The 14165-nt window shown below is 56.3% G+C and carries 12 protein-coding genes and 2 pseudogenes; 8 read left to right on the forward strand and 6 right to left on the reverse strand.

The annotated features are described in order from the left end of the window. Together EGH21_RS19675 and EGH21_RS19680 are read left to right on the forward strand one after the other, a co-directional pair. A pseudogene (locus EGH21_RS19675) lies at positions 1-134 on the forward strand (IS1595 family transposase); the annotation flags it as partial. A gap of 11 nt (positions 135-145) precedes the next feature. Next, positions 146-925: a PD-(D/E)XK nuclease domain-containing protein gene (locus tag EGH21_RS19680; protein WP_220620118.1), complete on the forward strand. Its 780-nt coding sequence runs from the start codon at positions 146-148 to the stop codon at positions 923-925. Between the two features lie 20 nt (positions 926-945). Here the strand turns inward: EGH21_RS19680 and EGH21_RS19685 are convergent, their stop codons facing one another. Continuing rightward, positions 946-1218 (reverse strand): PadR family transcriptional regulator, encoded by a 273-nt coding sequence (locus EGH21_RS19685; RefSeq protein WP_220620119.1) that lies wholly within the window; start codon positions 1216-1218, stop codon positions 946-948. 431 nt (positions 1219-1649) lie between these two features. Here EGH21_RS19685 and EGH21_RS19690 point away from each other — a divergent pair, with 431 nt between their 5' ends. Together EGH21_RS19690 and EGH21_RS19695 are read left to right on the forward strand one after the other, a co-directional pair. After that, positions 1650-1910, forward strand: coding sequence for a hypothetical protein (locus EGH21_RS19690; RefSeq protein WP_220620120.1), 261 nt, complete (start codon positions 1650-1652; stop codon positions 1908-1910). Between the two features lie 38 nt (positions 1911-1948). Then, positions 1949-2941, forward strand: coding sequence for a tyrosine-type recombinase/integrase (locus EGH21_RS19695; protein WP_220620197.1), 993 nt, complete (start codon positions 1949-1951; stop codon positions 2939-2941). A gap of 144 nt (positions 2942-3085) precedes the next feature. Here EGH21_RS19695 and EGH21_RS19700 read toward each other — a convergent pair whose 3' ends face one another. Next, complete coding sequence (locus EGH21_RS19700) at positions 3086-4042, reverse strand: ArdC-like ssDNA-binding domain-containing protein (RefSeq protein ID WP_220620121.1); 957 nt, start codon at positions 4040-4042, stop codon at positions 3086-3088. 72 nt (positions 4043-4114) lie between these two features. Beyond that, positions 4115-4384 (reverse strand): DUF8069 family protein, encoded by a 270-nt coding sequence (locus EGH21_RS19705; RefSeq protein ID WP_483867066.1) that lies wholly within the window; start codon positions 4382-4384, stop codon positions 4115-4117. A gap of 220 nt (positions 4385-4604) precedes the next feature. Here EGH21_RS19705 and EGH21_RS19710 point away from each other — a divergent pair, with 220 nt between their 5' ends. Both EGH21_RS19710 and EGH21_RS19715 read left to right on the forward strand, forming a co-directional pair. Next, positions 4605-5027: a hypothetical protein gene (locus tag EGH21_RS19710; RefSeq protein WP_220620123.1), complete on the forward strand. Its 423-nt coding sequence runs from the start codon at positions 4605-4607 to the stop codon at positions 5025-5027. A gap of 104 nt (positions 5028-5131) precedes the next feature. After that, positions 5132-5346 (forward strand): annotated as a pseudogene (locus tag EGH21_RS19715) (TRAM domain-containing protein); the annotation flags it as partial. A gap of 582 nt (positions 5347-5928) precedes the next feature. On the opposite strand, the gene EGH21_RS19720 reads toward EGH21_RS19715, so the two are convergent. After that, the gene (locus EGH21_RS19720) at positions 5929-6579 is read right to left on the reverse strand and encodes a helix-turn-helix domain-containing protein (protein ID WP_220620124.1); all 651 of its coding nucleotides are present in this window, start codon (positions 6577-6579) and stop codon (positions 5929-5931) included. Between the two features lie 974 nt (positions 6580-7553). On the opposite strand from EGH21_RS19720, the gene EGH21_RS19725 reads away from it, so the two are divergent. Beyond that, a complete protein-coding gene (locus tag EGH21_RS19725; protein WP_220620125.1) occupies positions 7554-7703 on the forward strand; it encodes a hypothetical protein in 150 nt (49 codons plus the stop codon). Between the two features lie 277 nt (positions 7704-7980). Here the strand turns inward: EGH21_RS19725 and EGH21_RS19730 are convergent, their stop codons facing one another. Then, positions 7981-8547 carry a sugar O-acetyltransferase gene (locus tag EGH21_RS19730; RefSeq protein WP_220620126.1) on the reverse strand — a complete coding sequence of 189 codons (567 nt, stop codon included), beginning with the start codon at positions 8545-8547 and terminating at the stop codon, positions 7981-7983. 1206 nt (positions 8548-9753) lie between these two features. Next, on the reverse strand, positions 9754-11004 hold the full coding sequence (locus EGH21_RS19735) for an MFS transporter (protein WP_220620127.1): 1251 nt from the start codon (positions 11002-11004) through the stop codon (positions 9754-9756). A gap of 247 nt (positions 11005-11251) precedes the next feature. Between EGH21_RS19735 and EGH21_RS19740 the strand changes: the two genes are divergently transcribed. Continuing rightward, on the forward strand, positions 11252-14134 hold the full coding sequence (locus EGH21_RS19740) for a bacterio-opsin activator domain-containing protein (RefSeq protein ID WP_220620128.1): 2883 nt from the start codon (positions 11252-11254) through the stop codon (positions 14132-14134). Positions 14135-14165 lie beyond the last annotated feature (31 nt).

The raw sequence follows: 14165 nt of genomic DNA on the forward strand, positions 1-14165 counted from the left end.
GGTGGCTCTCGCCCCACCGAGGAGTGTCAAAAGACAAGCTAACACCGTATCTTAGAGCCTTTCAGCTCCGCTGCGAACTCTACAGAAAACCAGGTGACGAAGCGCTCAAACATGCTCTCGACGCCGCCCTCTGAAAATCAACAACGTGCTTCACAAGAGCGTAGATCAAATAGAGGGAGTTCATTCTTGGGAGGGAACAGAAAAAGTCCGTGGTAAATTAACCTCTGCCGAGACAGAGTTCACGGAACTTCTGGTGTCTATCAGCGAGCATTCTGTCGAATTTGCATATTGGCATAAGTCTCACAAAGAGTGGCGAAATATTTCGGTTCCATGTTCAGAAGTGGTAGAGAACGACCTTCCCCAAGGAATAGAAAACGTAGAAAAGCTCTATAGCACATTCTACGATTTCTTCACCGTTGAGTATGATGGGGAGATAGACCATTTCAATGAAAATGTCAATTCCTCAGAGGCGACAGCGGTTCATAAAATAGAGAAAATTTTCAATCGCTTTGGTGAAATTGCTCTTCCACTACGGGAACGACGATCAGACAAAGAACCACTCGAAATGAACGATGAAGCGGATGTTCAGTATCTTCTCCACGGGCTACTTAAACTGGACTTTGATGATGTCCGCCGAGAGCCGCACACCGAACGTCATAGCTCCGTGTCCCCTCGGATAGATTTCTTGATACAGGATGAAACGATTGGAATCGAAGTAAAACGAGCTTCGCCTACTCGTCAAGAGAAAGCACTTCGCAAGGAGCTATCTGAAGATAAGGAACAGTACCGGCTTGACACTAACATCGACACTCTGTTAATGTTCATATACGACCCTGAGAAGCAAATTGAAAACAAAGCCGAATTTGAGTCTTCATTCGAACAGGAAACGCCACAGATGGAAACCAGAGTGACGGTCACGAGATAGCACAACCGGGATTCAGATACTCATTCTTCAAGTCGGAGGTCGTCGGCGTCTAGATCGCCCGCAAGGTAGTCGCGGCCTTTCTGCGTAATCTGGTAGTAGCCCTTCCCCTCATCAACTTTCTCCAGTAGCCCGCGTTTCGAGAGTTTCCTCATCCGGCGAGCAACCGTCTCGTGGCTCTTGTCAATGAGGTTCCGCTGGTCATGGAGATTGTACCAGACCAACGCAGGCGAGAGTACGAGAGCGTCATCTTGGACCGCGAAGAACTCCAGAATGGAGTCATCTACTTCGTTCATTCCTGCCACTCGCGGGCGCATACCCGGAAATCTCGCGGGTTCCCGATAGTTGCAACGGTCGGATTTATCGCGATGGGTGTGAAAGTCGTTTCTGACATATACAGCACAAAGTTGAAATGGATAGCACAAAAGTAGGGTAGGTATAGAGCGCATCACCGGGCCGTCGATGGAGCAGGTAGGGGTGAGAAAGAGTTGGACGCCGACGAGCCACCGTCGGCCGGGGTGCCGCTCTCGTGAGCGAACACATGACCACGACCGATGCACGCCGCCAAAAGACAGGTGGCACGACCGACCGCCCGCGCCCCGGTTTCACTTTCACCTCCGAAATAGCGAATATTTGGGGGACGGGGTGGCGAAACGATTACTTTCACTTCCACCACACGCGTCTGGATTCCTCCTTTTGTACCCCCCTCCGTCAGTCCCGAGCGGTAATGTCGGAGACGAAGAAGACGGTCGAGATAGAGAACCGTAGCGACCGGTGGCGGTTCGTGTGTCCCCGCGGCCACCGGTCCTGGGAGCCCACCAACCACCACTTCTGGTGTTCGAAGTGTGCCCGCGCCGACGACGTCGACGGCGTGTTCCACGAACTGCGTGACCGTCGCGACGGCGGGCTGCTGGAACGCGAGCAGGTCCGACTGCTGACGCCCGTTGGTCCCTACGACCGCGACCTCGACGGAGGTGAGCGCGCGTGACCGACCTCGAACCGCTCGTCCCCGCCCGCGGCATCGAGATGTACATCGACGCCCGGCAGGACGAATTGAGCGAGGCCACGCTCCAGTCACAGGAGTACCGGCTGGAGGCATTCAGGGAGTTCTGCGACGAGGAGGACATCGACAACCTCAACGACCTGACCGGCCGGGACCTGTACGCCTATCGCGTCTGGCGGCGCGAGGGGAACGGCCTTGACCGCGAGCCCATCGAGCCTATCACGCTCCGCGGCCAGCTGGCGACGGTCCGCTCGTTCCTCCGGTTCGCCGCGGAAGTCGACGCGGTGCCCGAGGACCTGCAGAACAAGGTACCTCTGCCCACAGTCAACGGCGGGGCCGGCGTGAGCGCAACGACGCTGGAACCGGACCGCGCCGACGAGATACTCGACTACCTCCGGAAGTTCGAGTACGCCTCGAAGACCCACGTCATCGTCCTCCTGCTGTGGCACACCGGCGCGCGTATGGGCGGCATCCGCGCGCTGGACGTAGACGACTGTCACCTCGACGACGACAATCCCGGTGTCGAGTTCGTGAACCGACCGGACACCGACACGCCGCTGAAGAACAAGGACAAGGGCCAGCGCTGGAACGCGATCAACCACCACGTCGCCGATGTCCTCCGCGACTACATCGACGGCCCGCGGCACAGCGTCTTCGACGAGTACGGCCGCCGCCCGCTCATCACGACGACGAACGGCCGGGCGTCGCGCTCGACGATTCGCTCGGCGGTGTACAAAGTCACCCGTCCCTGCTGGCGCGGCGAGGAGTGCCCTCACGACCGCGACCCTGAGGATTGCGATGCCACTGCGCGGAGCCTCGCTTCGAAGTGTCCCTCCGCCCGGTCCCCCCACGACGTGCGGAGCGGGCGGGTCACCTCCTACCGACGCGAGGACGTGCCCCGCCGAGTGGTGTCCGATCGACTGAACGCGAGCGACCAGATTCTCGACAAACACTACGACCGACGCGGCGAGCGAGAGAAGTCCGAACAGCGTCGCGATTACCTTCCAGATTCATGATTAATTCCAATTTGACAAGCCGCGGTAACTACCAGACGAAGAGACGAAACCGGCAGATTTCAACTAGTGCCTGCACGATTCTGAGTCGGGTCCAGTATCGTGGCTAATCATATCATTCTCCAAGCGGTGCCAATTGCCACATGATCATTCTTCGACCGTGTCAATGAGGTCGGCCGCCGTCGCCGAAATTCGGTCCAACCGGTCATGGAGCGTCTCCGGCGCGTCGTCGTCCCACGCAGCTAGGTAGAATGCCGAGTTGTCCGGGTCCAACCCGAAGTGCCGACTCACGATGTAAGCGACGGCTTCAGCCTCGACTTCGAGACAGGATGTCTCCTCGTCAAAGTCGGGCTCGAAGTGCAACAGGGCGTGCGCGAATTCGTGAATGAGGGTTCTCGCGAGGTCCGCACGGTTGTCCCGGTCGACAACCTCGACAATCGGATTGGTCGTCGTGACACTCCGACGCTCGCACACCCCACGTGCCGAACCGTGCGTCCATTCCTCGGGATCGACAATGGTTGCGTCGACGCCGATGTCGTCGGTCGCCACCAACAGGTCCTCGACGAGACCGTCTGCCTCGCCATGGGTCTTGGTCTCGAGGTCGGGTAGCGGCTCTCCCTCAGTCTGCGAGACATCGAACACCGCCGTCGGCCGGAATCCCACGAGGCCTCGCGACCAGTTGTCTGGTTCTGCCTCATCGTACTCACACTCGGTATTTGCGTGGTACGAGGGCGAATTGCCGCACTTGGGACACTTGTTCGTGATGATGGGTGCCCAGATCCAGATCGCGTCCTCACCTTGCTGGACCTGCCGGTCGAACTCCTCTTGCCAGGTGTTGTACCCCGCGACTTTGGTCGCTTCGGGACACTGCAATTGGATGAGGAGCGTGTTCCGGGCCGAGTAATCGTGAAACTTGCTCTGGACGTCCAGCCACTGCTGGAACTGCTCGCTGGCTTGTGCGTCGTCGGTCAACTCCGCGAGGTCTGCAACCCACGCATCAAGCTGGTCACGCATGTCGTCGGCACGCGTGTCAGACTCGTCGAACGAGCAGGTAGTCTGTTGGCTGGCCGCTGTCTTGGGAAGGTCGGTTTGGATCGTCGACATCGTTGTGTCCGGGACGCACTCTCGGGCACGCCCCGCACCTCCCACGGGGCACACAAAATCCGTCTGTGGGTGCTACTCGCCGTCGTCGGCAGTCGCGGCCTGCCAGCCCGTGTGGAAGTACGCAACTGCCTTGTCCGATCCAAAGGCTCGTCCAGACGGAGAATGGACGAGCAACTGCTCGTCTGGAACGACGTCGATAACGCCCTCAGCACGGAGGTCCTCGACGAGATCGTGAGCAACCGACTCGTCGAAACGCAGAGCGGCCGTTCGCTCTTTGTCGCGGTCGTTGGCTAGCTGTCGACGCTCGAATCGCTCGTAATCTGGGATAGTCTCGTCCATGATGTCGCGAGAGGTCGCCCTCTCGCTTCACTGGGGGCGCAAAAATCGACTAACCAACAATCAGCGATTTTCTACCGATTGTTGGTTAGCGACACACCACTGTGTCCGGAGCTTTCGACCGAGAATGTGGTCAGGTCGGCAATTTCGGTGCAACGATGAACTGACAGATGGCCTCGGTGTCAGGGAATGGTGCGCTGATACGGACAGGATTGTGTCGATTCACTTGGAGTTTGCAAGGAGACTCACCCGGCAAGGCACGGTCGATCGTTCGGAGGCGGCTCGTTTCGAACCGCGTCAGTGCCTCGGTAGCCTCGAATGCAACCAGTTCCTGCTGCTGATGCCGGTACACTATACTGTCGACATCGCCGTCGGCATGGACTCGGAGTTCACCGTCGTCGTCGACATCGATCTCAACCCGTTCCGAAAGGACGCTACGGCAGACAGCGAAAACGAGAGATCTGCTCGCGAGGTGTGGGATGTCTCTGACAACTCAATCTCGAAGAGACTCGCTGGGGTTCTGATGAACTCGGCCGAAAGGAGTTTAGTCATCCGGGTGATCCCGTCAACCTCGAATACGCTCGCACTAGCGTTCATAGAGAACCATCCGACATCGTCTGAACTCATGATGAATTCCCTCACCCGCTAAGGGAGCACACAGAATCCAAGAGACGGTATGAGGGTATCATAGAACAGTTCGCATACCCCGCAAGTCGTCACAGGGTGAATCGTTCAGTACAGTCAAGTGACTCCGCGACACAACAGCCGCCAGTCGACGAAGGTGAAACACGCCGCGTCGAGATTGAGAGTATGGGCGATCAAGGTGACGGAGTGGCACGAGTCGAACGGGGTACGTCGTTATCGTCCCTGACACAGAAATCGGTGAACGCATCACTGTCGAGATCGAAGCGGTCAATCAGAACGTGGCTTTTGGCACCGTCACTGAGCGACATAGCTACTACGAGTGATATCCATCCTACGCCGCAGGACAAGACTTTGAAATTGGATTCAAAAATGGCGACAGGGTGGACGGACACGCTGGGAGAGTGATGGCTTCGGTCATGCCCGCATCTAACCGTTTTGATCAGGTAGTGGTTTCAGAGCAGGTGAAAGAGGGGTCACCGGCTCTGATGGGGTGCCTCTGACAGCCCGCAGTGCGTCGTTTGATACGTGTTTTTATAGTCCTATTGGCATTAGTCCGTACTCCATTGAAAATCGCTGAGGATACCTCAGCGATACGTCGACGACCAGCCGTGGTCCTGCGGTCGCCGACGTTGCTGTCAGAGGCACGGGCATTCGGGCCCGCGTGAGGAACATGTGCTATCCCCACTCAAAAGTTCCGAGAACATCAAAAATTGACAGACAACCTTGCACTCGAGGAATGTCGGTGCAAGACCTGTCTTCAGAAACCTACCAGTGAGTCCTAGAGAAGAATCCATAACGGACTGACATTGGTCTCCTTCAGCAGGGCATGCGTCTTTGTCTGGGAAGTTCAGATACAAGGACTCCGATATTAGTCGTGAGACCCGTGTGTGGAGTGCGCCGTTATGTCACCTGTCGATTGAAAGTGATGAAAGAATGAGCCGCTTGATTCCCCGGCGAAGTAGTCCACCGGCAGCTGGTTGGGAGATCCCGAGCTCCGCTGCCACATCACGGAGGCTCGCTTCCCGAGGTTCCTCAAAGTAGCCGGCCTTGAGTGCGAGGAGTAACGCTTCACGCTGACTCGTGGTGAGTCCTGCATCCGTTTCTAGCGGGCTCGCGTAGCCGTTCACTCGCTGTAGCTCAATTTCTATGTCGTTCTCCGACGCAAATTCCCAGAGGCGGGAGAGTTGCTCACGACTCGGCATCCAGACAGTCATAATCCAGGCTGCCCCGTCGTTTTTTATTTCAAGCGCTACCCCGTTAGAAATAGAAATGACTGGAGAGAAGAGTTGCGACTGATTCGTGTATTCAAAGCTGTAGATCGCCTCGTCGTCCGTTCGGAGGACTTGTTCGTAGTCCGCTATTGTGTGATCGTTTTGCAATCCAGCCTCAAACTGCTCGAAACTCTCTGAGTGAATGTGGTATAGATATTTACCCGAATGGGGGTCAGTTCCGGCTTCCGAGATCGGTTCTACCGTAGCTGTTTGGTCGTGAGCTAGTGTTTGTGTCAGGACCAAATCAGGATGTTGGACTCGGAAGACAGCCGTTACATCACTCATTACCTGTACGATACGGACAGCGACTACGAATAAACTGGCCTCGTTTCTTCGTCGTTTACTGACCCTTTTATATCAAACTGCTCCTTGGCGGCATAGTCAGGCTAAGACAGGCAGACGGCTCACTTGCGCTCAAACTGTGTACTCATTCCATCAAACGGAACGCAGGGAGGATGATGATAGTACCTCCTATGATGCACACGGTAATCTGTTCGTCCCCGATTCCCCCTGGTTGGGACTGCGATGAAAGAGGCGTCGGAATGATTACAGCTACAGTATTAAAAACGAAAGAAGCTGATTCTATTTCTTACTGACCGTATTTCCCTGTGTATACGTCCTAAACTCAGAATGAAGAGAACTGAACAAAGCTTTCAGAGCCTGCTCAGTTCTACCCGGTTCCCGAGAAGGGCGTGGTGAGCCAGGGAGATAGAATTTAACCTCATCAGCGTTATTCGTGTTCGTTCGGTGGCGTCGTTTTGTCATACACCCAATAGTACGATGTGGACAGAAATCGGAATTCTCCATAACTGTATAACCCGTTTTTCACATCGTGTCGAAGAATCACCGAGAGAGGGTAGACCAGCAATGCTGAGTCAGAAACTGCAGTAGTACAACGAGGTCCTGATCGATGATTGCGATGCGCAGATTGATGCCGAGTGGCCGTCGACCATACAGACGCTCTTGGGTGAGAACATGAGTGGCCGACGACCGTATTGTGACCTTGTACTCCCGACACAAAAACAGTTGGAGAATACTGTTCGGTTTGGCCCGGATTACCCTGCAGTGCTGGCGATGGGCAAGTACGCCACAACTTGTGTAGCCGTAGCTGCTTCAATTTCCCGAGGGGCTGCATGTAACCGCCTTGGCCACGCGACACGGCGTTGACGGTCCAAGTGTTTGCAGATGAGCGGGGCGAGTGCCTCGGGGCTTGACTCCGAGGGCAGTCCACTGTAACCCTGTCGGCAATCGGGAAAACGATGGTACTACCTCTTGTGTTTGTCGGGCGCTTCGCTGCATACAGCATCCCTGGCATCGGTGACAGTATCCGGCTGCCCGTCAGCACGACGCTGTTCATCGAAGAGGGTGAGCGACTGAACGCCGTTGCCGGCAGTTTCTCGCTCCGATAACTCTCGTGGAAGATTGGACAACTACCCGGGTCGGTGGCAGTCGGCGCAATTTAGCATCGGCGCTGATTGCATTTTGGGTGGCTGCGGCCTGTGCTGGCGCTGCTGCAGTGGGGTTTGTGGCCGTGGTAACTCGACCAGCCATGAACAATCGGCATCGACAGCTGTCAATTCTGCGGACTGAGTCCGCTTAGTTACAGTGGTCGATTGGTACAGTTTCTCTGTTCAGAGCCACTCGTGTAATCGTTGCAGAGTAAACACATGCATGGTACGGTGAGGACTACTCGTCCGTCTCGAGTTCTTTGACTATCGTCGCAGGATTCCCCTGAACGACGACGTCGTCAGGGATGTCCTCTGTCACGACTGCTCCAGACCCAATAACAACGTCGTCACCAACCGTTACACCGGGATTGAGAACCGCTTGGCCGCCGATCCAGACATTATCGCCGACCGTCACTGGTTTGCCGTACTCCAGCCCTTTGACCCGTTCGGTCGCATCAAGCGAGTGGGTCGCGGTGTAGATGTGGACGCCTGGCCCAATCTGACAGTTCTGGCCAATATTCACTCGGCAGACGTCTAGGATAACGCAGTCGAAGTTCGCATAGAAGTTCTCTCCCACATGGATGTTGTAGCCGTAGTCACAGCGAAAGGGCGGCTCTACATGGCATTCCTCGCCAAGTGACCCGAATAGGTCTTCGAGTAGCTTTCGGCGCGTCTCATGATTGTCCGGTGCTGTCCGATTGTAGCGTCTCGTCAGGTTACGCGCATGATTCCGCTCGGCCACGAGTTCAGGATCATCGGCGGCGTATAGTTCCCCGTTCAGCATCTTCTCTTTTTCACTGGCCATGGTTACGGTTGCCCGGACACGTCCGATACGTATTCCGAACTCCGTTTTTGGGGATTCGGAGGTATGCAAACCAGACGTTGCAGACAAGATGACCGAGATTTAAACTAGAGGCATAGCAAGAGTGCTGGATTCTCGAGCACCGTATTGGGGGATCGTACGCCGGTAAGTACAGGCTGGCAACCTATCGTTCAGTATGGCGTCGTCAGTTAATTTGTTGTACTACAGTCAGAAATAGGATCCGTCACTTCGAAGGTTACACTGACAAGCTCGGGATTGTGATCTGCGTTTTCTTCGAGAAAGACCTCGATATCGTTGAGTTCAAGATTTTTAGTCGTCGGCTCACCGTGTTGCGGTTCGAGGGTAAACTTTCGGCGGGATAACTGGCCTGACATGCCAAATAATTCTCTTTTTGCATGACAAATGACTGTTGCTAAGAGATATATTTCAGCCACCATCTCTTGAAGTAACGCTACTGATGATATTGGTTTGCACAGTATCTCGTGGAAGCCGTTCTCGTCTATGGTCGGCTGTCGGGGATATTGAGACAAAAACCGGCACACCGGCTTATTGAAGGGAATCTAGCGCTTCCCAGCGCTGCATGGATGGCAGGGTGTTCGGTTCCATCGCTTCAATTATGGGTATTTCAAAGGACGGAATCAACGAAACAATGATGATGCGGTCGCTGGCACGGCTAACCTAATGGACCCCCGCTGGACGTTCCTGGCGGTGGTCGCTACCGAGGAACAGACGCGACTCAATGAACTCGGAGCGCAGGTCGAACAGTCCTGAAAACCACGCCTGGTCTAAATACCCGACGCGGTCATGGATGGTGAGGGTGAGACTTTGGCGTATGGCGGGCACCTGAGGGGGTACGGCAGTGCCCGCACTGACGGCTATCGGTCATAGTCAAATGGACGTTGTGTCTAGGCAAGTAAACCGGGCGGCGACGTCACCCGTCGGCGGCCGCGCGCCGTACTTGCTCGCGCCCGGTGCGACGACGTTTATCGGACAGTGGACGGAGTCTACAGGGAGTTGCACTCGTCAGCGAATGAAGTGGCTTCTGGTCGGTGAATACGGCGATTGCCCACTGTCGGCGAAAATTCTCCCCGTTCGGTACAATATGATACGAAATATCATGGGCCGTGTGTCGGTTGAACGACCGGTCCTCGGCATCGTAAAAGCTGCCGTCACGTCGACAGGTACGTTCTAGAACGCCTCTGAGTTGCCCCCTGGTTCTGGAGCCACCCATGCGACCGCAATCCCGCAGATGGCGAGGACTCCAGCGAGTAAGAATGCAGTATCGAATCCAGCAATGTCAACAATAACACCGCCTGCAATCGGGGCAAGGAACGCTCCCGTCAACCCAACACTCGTCTGGAACGCGACAGCTGTCGCAGCGACCCGCGAATCGACAACCTCTCGAACGTACGTGAAGGACAGGCCGAGCGTTAGCTGGACTGCAAACCCGGTGAGAACCAGGAGCCCAATGAGCAGTGGAAGTGAGCGAAATCGGGTAAAGACGAGCACGAGTGGAGCGGCAACCCCAAAAGATCCTAAGACGATGGGCTGGCGGCGACCACCGAAGATCCGGTCGGACAGGAGGCCACTACTGATCCGGGAGACAACACCGATGGCCGGAAACACGGCTACCAGAAGGCCACTCGCTGCGAGTGAAAGCCCGAGTTCCGCTGTGAGATACGATGAACCCCAGCTATTCACGAACAGGTACAACGAATAGCCGAGAAACCCGAGCAGCCCAACTGTCCAGACATTCCGGTTCTGGAGAACCGCACCGAACTCCTGAATGGAAGGCGCGTCTCCCCGGGTCGTTCCGAGTCCTCGACTGGCCGGCCAAAACAGGAGGAGACCAACGATTGTGAGGCCCGCGAATGCAACAAAGATCGCGGGCCATCCGAATCGATGCGCAATCAGTGGGCCAGTCCCCTGACCAAGTGCGAATCCGATTGGCCCACTCGCGGTGAAGATGCCGACTGCCGTTGCCCGGTTCTCAGCGTTCGCTGCCCGACTCACGATATCGATGCCCGCATTCCAGACGACGACGTAGGCGACGCCACCGAGCGCTCGTGATGCAATCAACGATCGGTAGTCCCCTTGGCGCCCAGCGAACCATCCCCACGTCCCTGCAGCAACGAGTGTGAGAACCGCGAGTGCCATCGCGTGCCTGGAATCTGTTCGGTCGAGCACCGCCCCAGCCGGGAGGCTTGCAACCACTGCAGCGCCGAACATGATCCCGACGAGGAACCCAGCGATTGTCGGGCCGATACCCAACGAGTCACGAATGAGTGGGGTGACACTAGCCGGAACGATCTCATAGGCAGCCAATCCTGTCGAGATGAGGCTCGCCCCAACGACGAGTCCCCACGTCGACTGGTGGTTCTGTTGTGGTTCACTGTTGGTTGCGTCTTCAGACTGGGTAGTGGTAAGTCGGCTAGTCATTAGTTGAGGTGGTGGGCGCTGAAATCGAGAGGAGACGGTCGATCGTGATGAGGTTCGATAATCGCATATCCACGTTACATATCGCTTCGCATACCTCTGGGGGTTAAATAACAAACAACTTTGTCAATAGCTGGTCTGATGATTAACTAGCCCTACACATGTATTCCGACTCAGCACAGCAACAGAACTGGATGCACATTCGAATCGGCATTGAAAAAATCGTTCGCGCTACCAGTGTATTCGAATAATGGTTTCTTCTCCACCTGTTCTCGATTCGTCGACGGTGTTGCTCGTCGGGACGGATGACTGGATTGCGCGATTTGCCACGACCCTTGAGACACGGATTGATGCGACTGTGCATACAGCTCGAACCAAGGCGAAAGCGATCGACATCGTCCGGAAACGGACTCCGGACTGTCTCATCAGCGGATACACGCTCGAAGAAACGACGGGGCTGGAATTACTCAGAGAAATACGCACCGAAACCACGACTCTACCGGTACTACTCTGTACCGTCGACGGGAGCGAAGCCATCGCCAGCGAGGCTATCGAGGCTGGTGTTACCGATTATATCGTGCTCACGGAACCGGTAGAACAGATGCACGAAGAACTCCTCGAACGAAGTGAACAGGCCGTCCGATCTGCACAGCGGTCGGTAACGCAGCGGGAGCGGGCTAGACAGTTCGACGCTATCTTCAACGATTCGCGAACCGCGACGTGGGTGCTTGACCCGGATGGCTCGCTCGCCCGTGTGAACGAAACAGCACGGGAGATGATAGAAGAGGACGTCGAAACGATCGTTGGCGAGCCATTCTGGACGCTACCATGGTGGGCAGAGACCGATGCAACGAACGCAGACATCGAACAGATCGTGGAGAGCGCACTCGGCGGAACGTTCGGCAACGCGGTCGTCCAACAGCCCCCACACGTCCAGGACCCACGCGTCATCGATCTCTCCGTGCATCCGGTCGAGAACGAACGAGGTGACCTCGTCTCGATTGTCGTCGAAGGCGTCGACATCACCGAACGCGTCGGCCTCGAACGCGATCTCCGTCAATCAGAGCAACTTCATCGCGTCACGCTCAACAACATGACCGACACCGTCCTCATCACGGATGAGGCCGGCGAGTACACCTACGTCTGTCCCAACGTCCACTTTATTTTCGGCTACACAGCTGACGAGATTCACCAGCAGGGGACAATCGACGACCTCCTCGGTGAAGATCTCTTCGACCGCGACGAACTCGCGGCTGACGGCGTTCTCAGGAACATCGAAACCACAGCGACAGACAAGGCGGGTCGCGAACACACACTCCTCGTGAACGTCCGGGAGGTCTCGATTCAGGACGGAACACTCCTCTTCAGCTGTCGGGACATTACGAAACGAAAGCAACGCGAGGAGGCCCTCGCAACGCTTCAGGAAACCGCTCGGGACTTCCTCTACGCCGAAACCCATCAGGAAATCGCCCAGCACGTCGTCGACGACACACCCGGCGTCCTCAATCTGGATGCGAGTGCGGTCTATCTCTTCGATGCCGATACCAACGATCTTCAACCGGCAGCACACTCGGCGACGATGAAAGAACTCAACGGCCCGCTCCCCACCGTTCACGCCGACGGCGAGACTCTTCCGAGTTACAGTTTCGTCGAAGACGAAGCCCTATTCTTCGACGACGTTCACGAGACGGATCGGCTTGAGAACCGGGCGACTGACCTTCGCAGTGCAGCCTACATTCCACTCGGCAACCACGGCGTTTTCGTTGCTGGTTCGGACCGAGTTGGTATCTTCGACGACGTGACCAAGGAACTGGCCGATCTGCTCGCCGCAACAGCCGAGGCAGCCCTCGACCGCGTCACGCGAGAGTCACGACTCCGTGAACAGGACCGTACGCTCCAGCAGCAAAACGAACAACTCACCGCCCTGAACCGTATCAACGAGACGATTCGGGAGATCGATCAAGCCCTCGTGCAGGCCGAAACGCGAGAGGAGATCGATCACACGGTCTGTGAGTTGTTGACCGCCGACGATCGGTTCAGATTTGCCTGGATCGGCACAGTCGATTCAGCGACCGACACCGTCGATCCACGGGCCTGGGCAGGCACCGAAGAGGGTTATCTGGATAGCCAGTCGTTCACCGTCGACGCGTCAGGGACAGAGCCGGCCGGACAAACTGCAGCGACCAGCGACGTGACGATGGTTACGAACGTCGCTACCGGTCTCCGTGACGAAGTCTGGCGGAAGGAGGCACTCACTCGCGACTATCTCTCTGTATTGAGTATCCCGCTCGTGTACAACGACCTCATGCACGGTGTCCTAACAGTCTACGCTCCAGACCGGGATGCGTTCGACGAGACGACGAAAGCTGTCCTGGGTGAACTCGGTGAAACCATCGCGTCTGCTCTCAGCGCGATCGAGCGGAAGAATGCGCTGCTCTCGACCTCGATGACGCGTGTCGAGTTCGTCATCGACGATCCGGCGTTCGTCCTCACACGGCTTGCACGGGACACAGCGTGCACACTCACATATCAGGGTGGCGTCCAGCGGTCAACCGAGGGGAACTACGTGTTCGTTACTGTCGAGGGCGCAGCTCTGGCTGACGTTGCAGACACCGCTGCACAGCTAGTCGCAATCGACGATGTCCAACAGATCAGTACCGATGGTGATGGGGGTGTCTTGCGGCTTCGGCTCACTCAACCGTTTCTGGCTCTGGAGCTGGCTGATCACGGTGCTGTCTTCCGGAAAGCGACGGCAAACCCCACCACGACAACGCTCGTCATCGATATTCCGGATAGTATAGATGTTCGAACGATCACACAACTCGTCCGTGAGGCGTTCTCGACCGTCGAACTCCGCTCCAAACAGACGCTCGATCAGACCGCAGAACGCGACCTTTACGCGACGTTCCTCGAGAAACTGACCGAGCGACAGCTGGAAGTGATCCAGACGGCGTACTACAGTGGGTTCTTCGAGTCACCGCGTGAGAGCACTGGCGAAGATGTTGCAGAGACACTCGGTATCTCCCCGCCTGCATTTTATAAACACGCCCGCACGGTTCAGCGGAAACTGTTTGCCACGCTCTTCGAAGAGTATAACCACCCCATCGCAGCCTCTGTTAGTAGGGTTCAATAACAAACAACTAGTTCAGAATAGGGTTCTTTAA

This window comes from Haloarcula rubra (assembly GCF_019599465.1).
GTDB classification, from domain to species: domain Archaea; phylum Halobacteriota; class Halobacteria; order Halobacteriales; family Haloarculaceae; genus Haloarcula; species Haloarcula rubra.

What these genes read in the sequence shown, in the direction of transcription:
- EGH21_RS19720 (WP_220620124.1), bottom strand. Translation starts at nt 6,579, where the DNA reads ATGAGTGATGTAACGGCTGTCTTCCGAGTCCAACATCCTGATTTGGTC.
- EGH21_RS19700 (WP_220620121.1), bottom strand. Translation starts at nt 4,042, where the DNA reads ATGTCGACGATCCAAACCGACCTTCCCAAGACAGCGGCCAGCCAACAG.
- EGH21_RS19735 (WP_220620127.1), bottom strand. Translation starts at nt 11,004, where the DNA reads ATGACTAGCCGACTTACCACTACCCAGTCTGAAGACGCAACCAACAGT.
- EGH21_RS19740 (WP_220620128.1), top strand. Translation starts at nt 11,252, where the DNA reads ATGGTTTCTTCTCCACCTGTTCTCGATTCGTCGACGGTGTTGCTCGTC.
- EGH21_RS19695 (WP_220620197.1), top strand. Translation starts at nt 1,949, where the DNA reads ATGTACATCGACGCCCGGCAGGACGAATTGAGCGAGGCCACGCTCCAG.
- EGH21_RS19725 (WP_220620125.1), top strand. Translation starts at nt 7,554, where the DNA reads ATGGTACTACCTCTTGTGTTTGTCGGGCGCTTCGCTGCATACAGCATC.
- EGH21_RS19730 (WP_220620126.1), bottom strand. Translation starts at nt 8,547, where the DNA reads ATGGCCAGTGAAAAAGAGAAGATGCTGAACGGGGAACTATACGCCGCC.
- EGH21_RS19690 (WP_220620120.1), top strand. Translation starts at nt 1,650, where the DNA reads ATGTCGGAGACGAAGAAGACGGTCGAGATAGAGAACCGTAGCGACCGG.
- EGH21_RS19685 (WP_220620119.1), bottom strand. Translation starts at nt 1,218, where the DNA reads ATGAACGAAGTAGATGACTCCATTCTGGAGTTCTTCGCGGTCCAAGAT.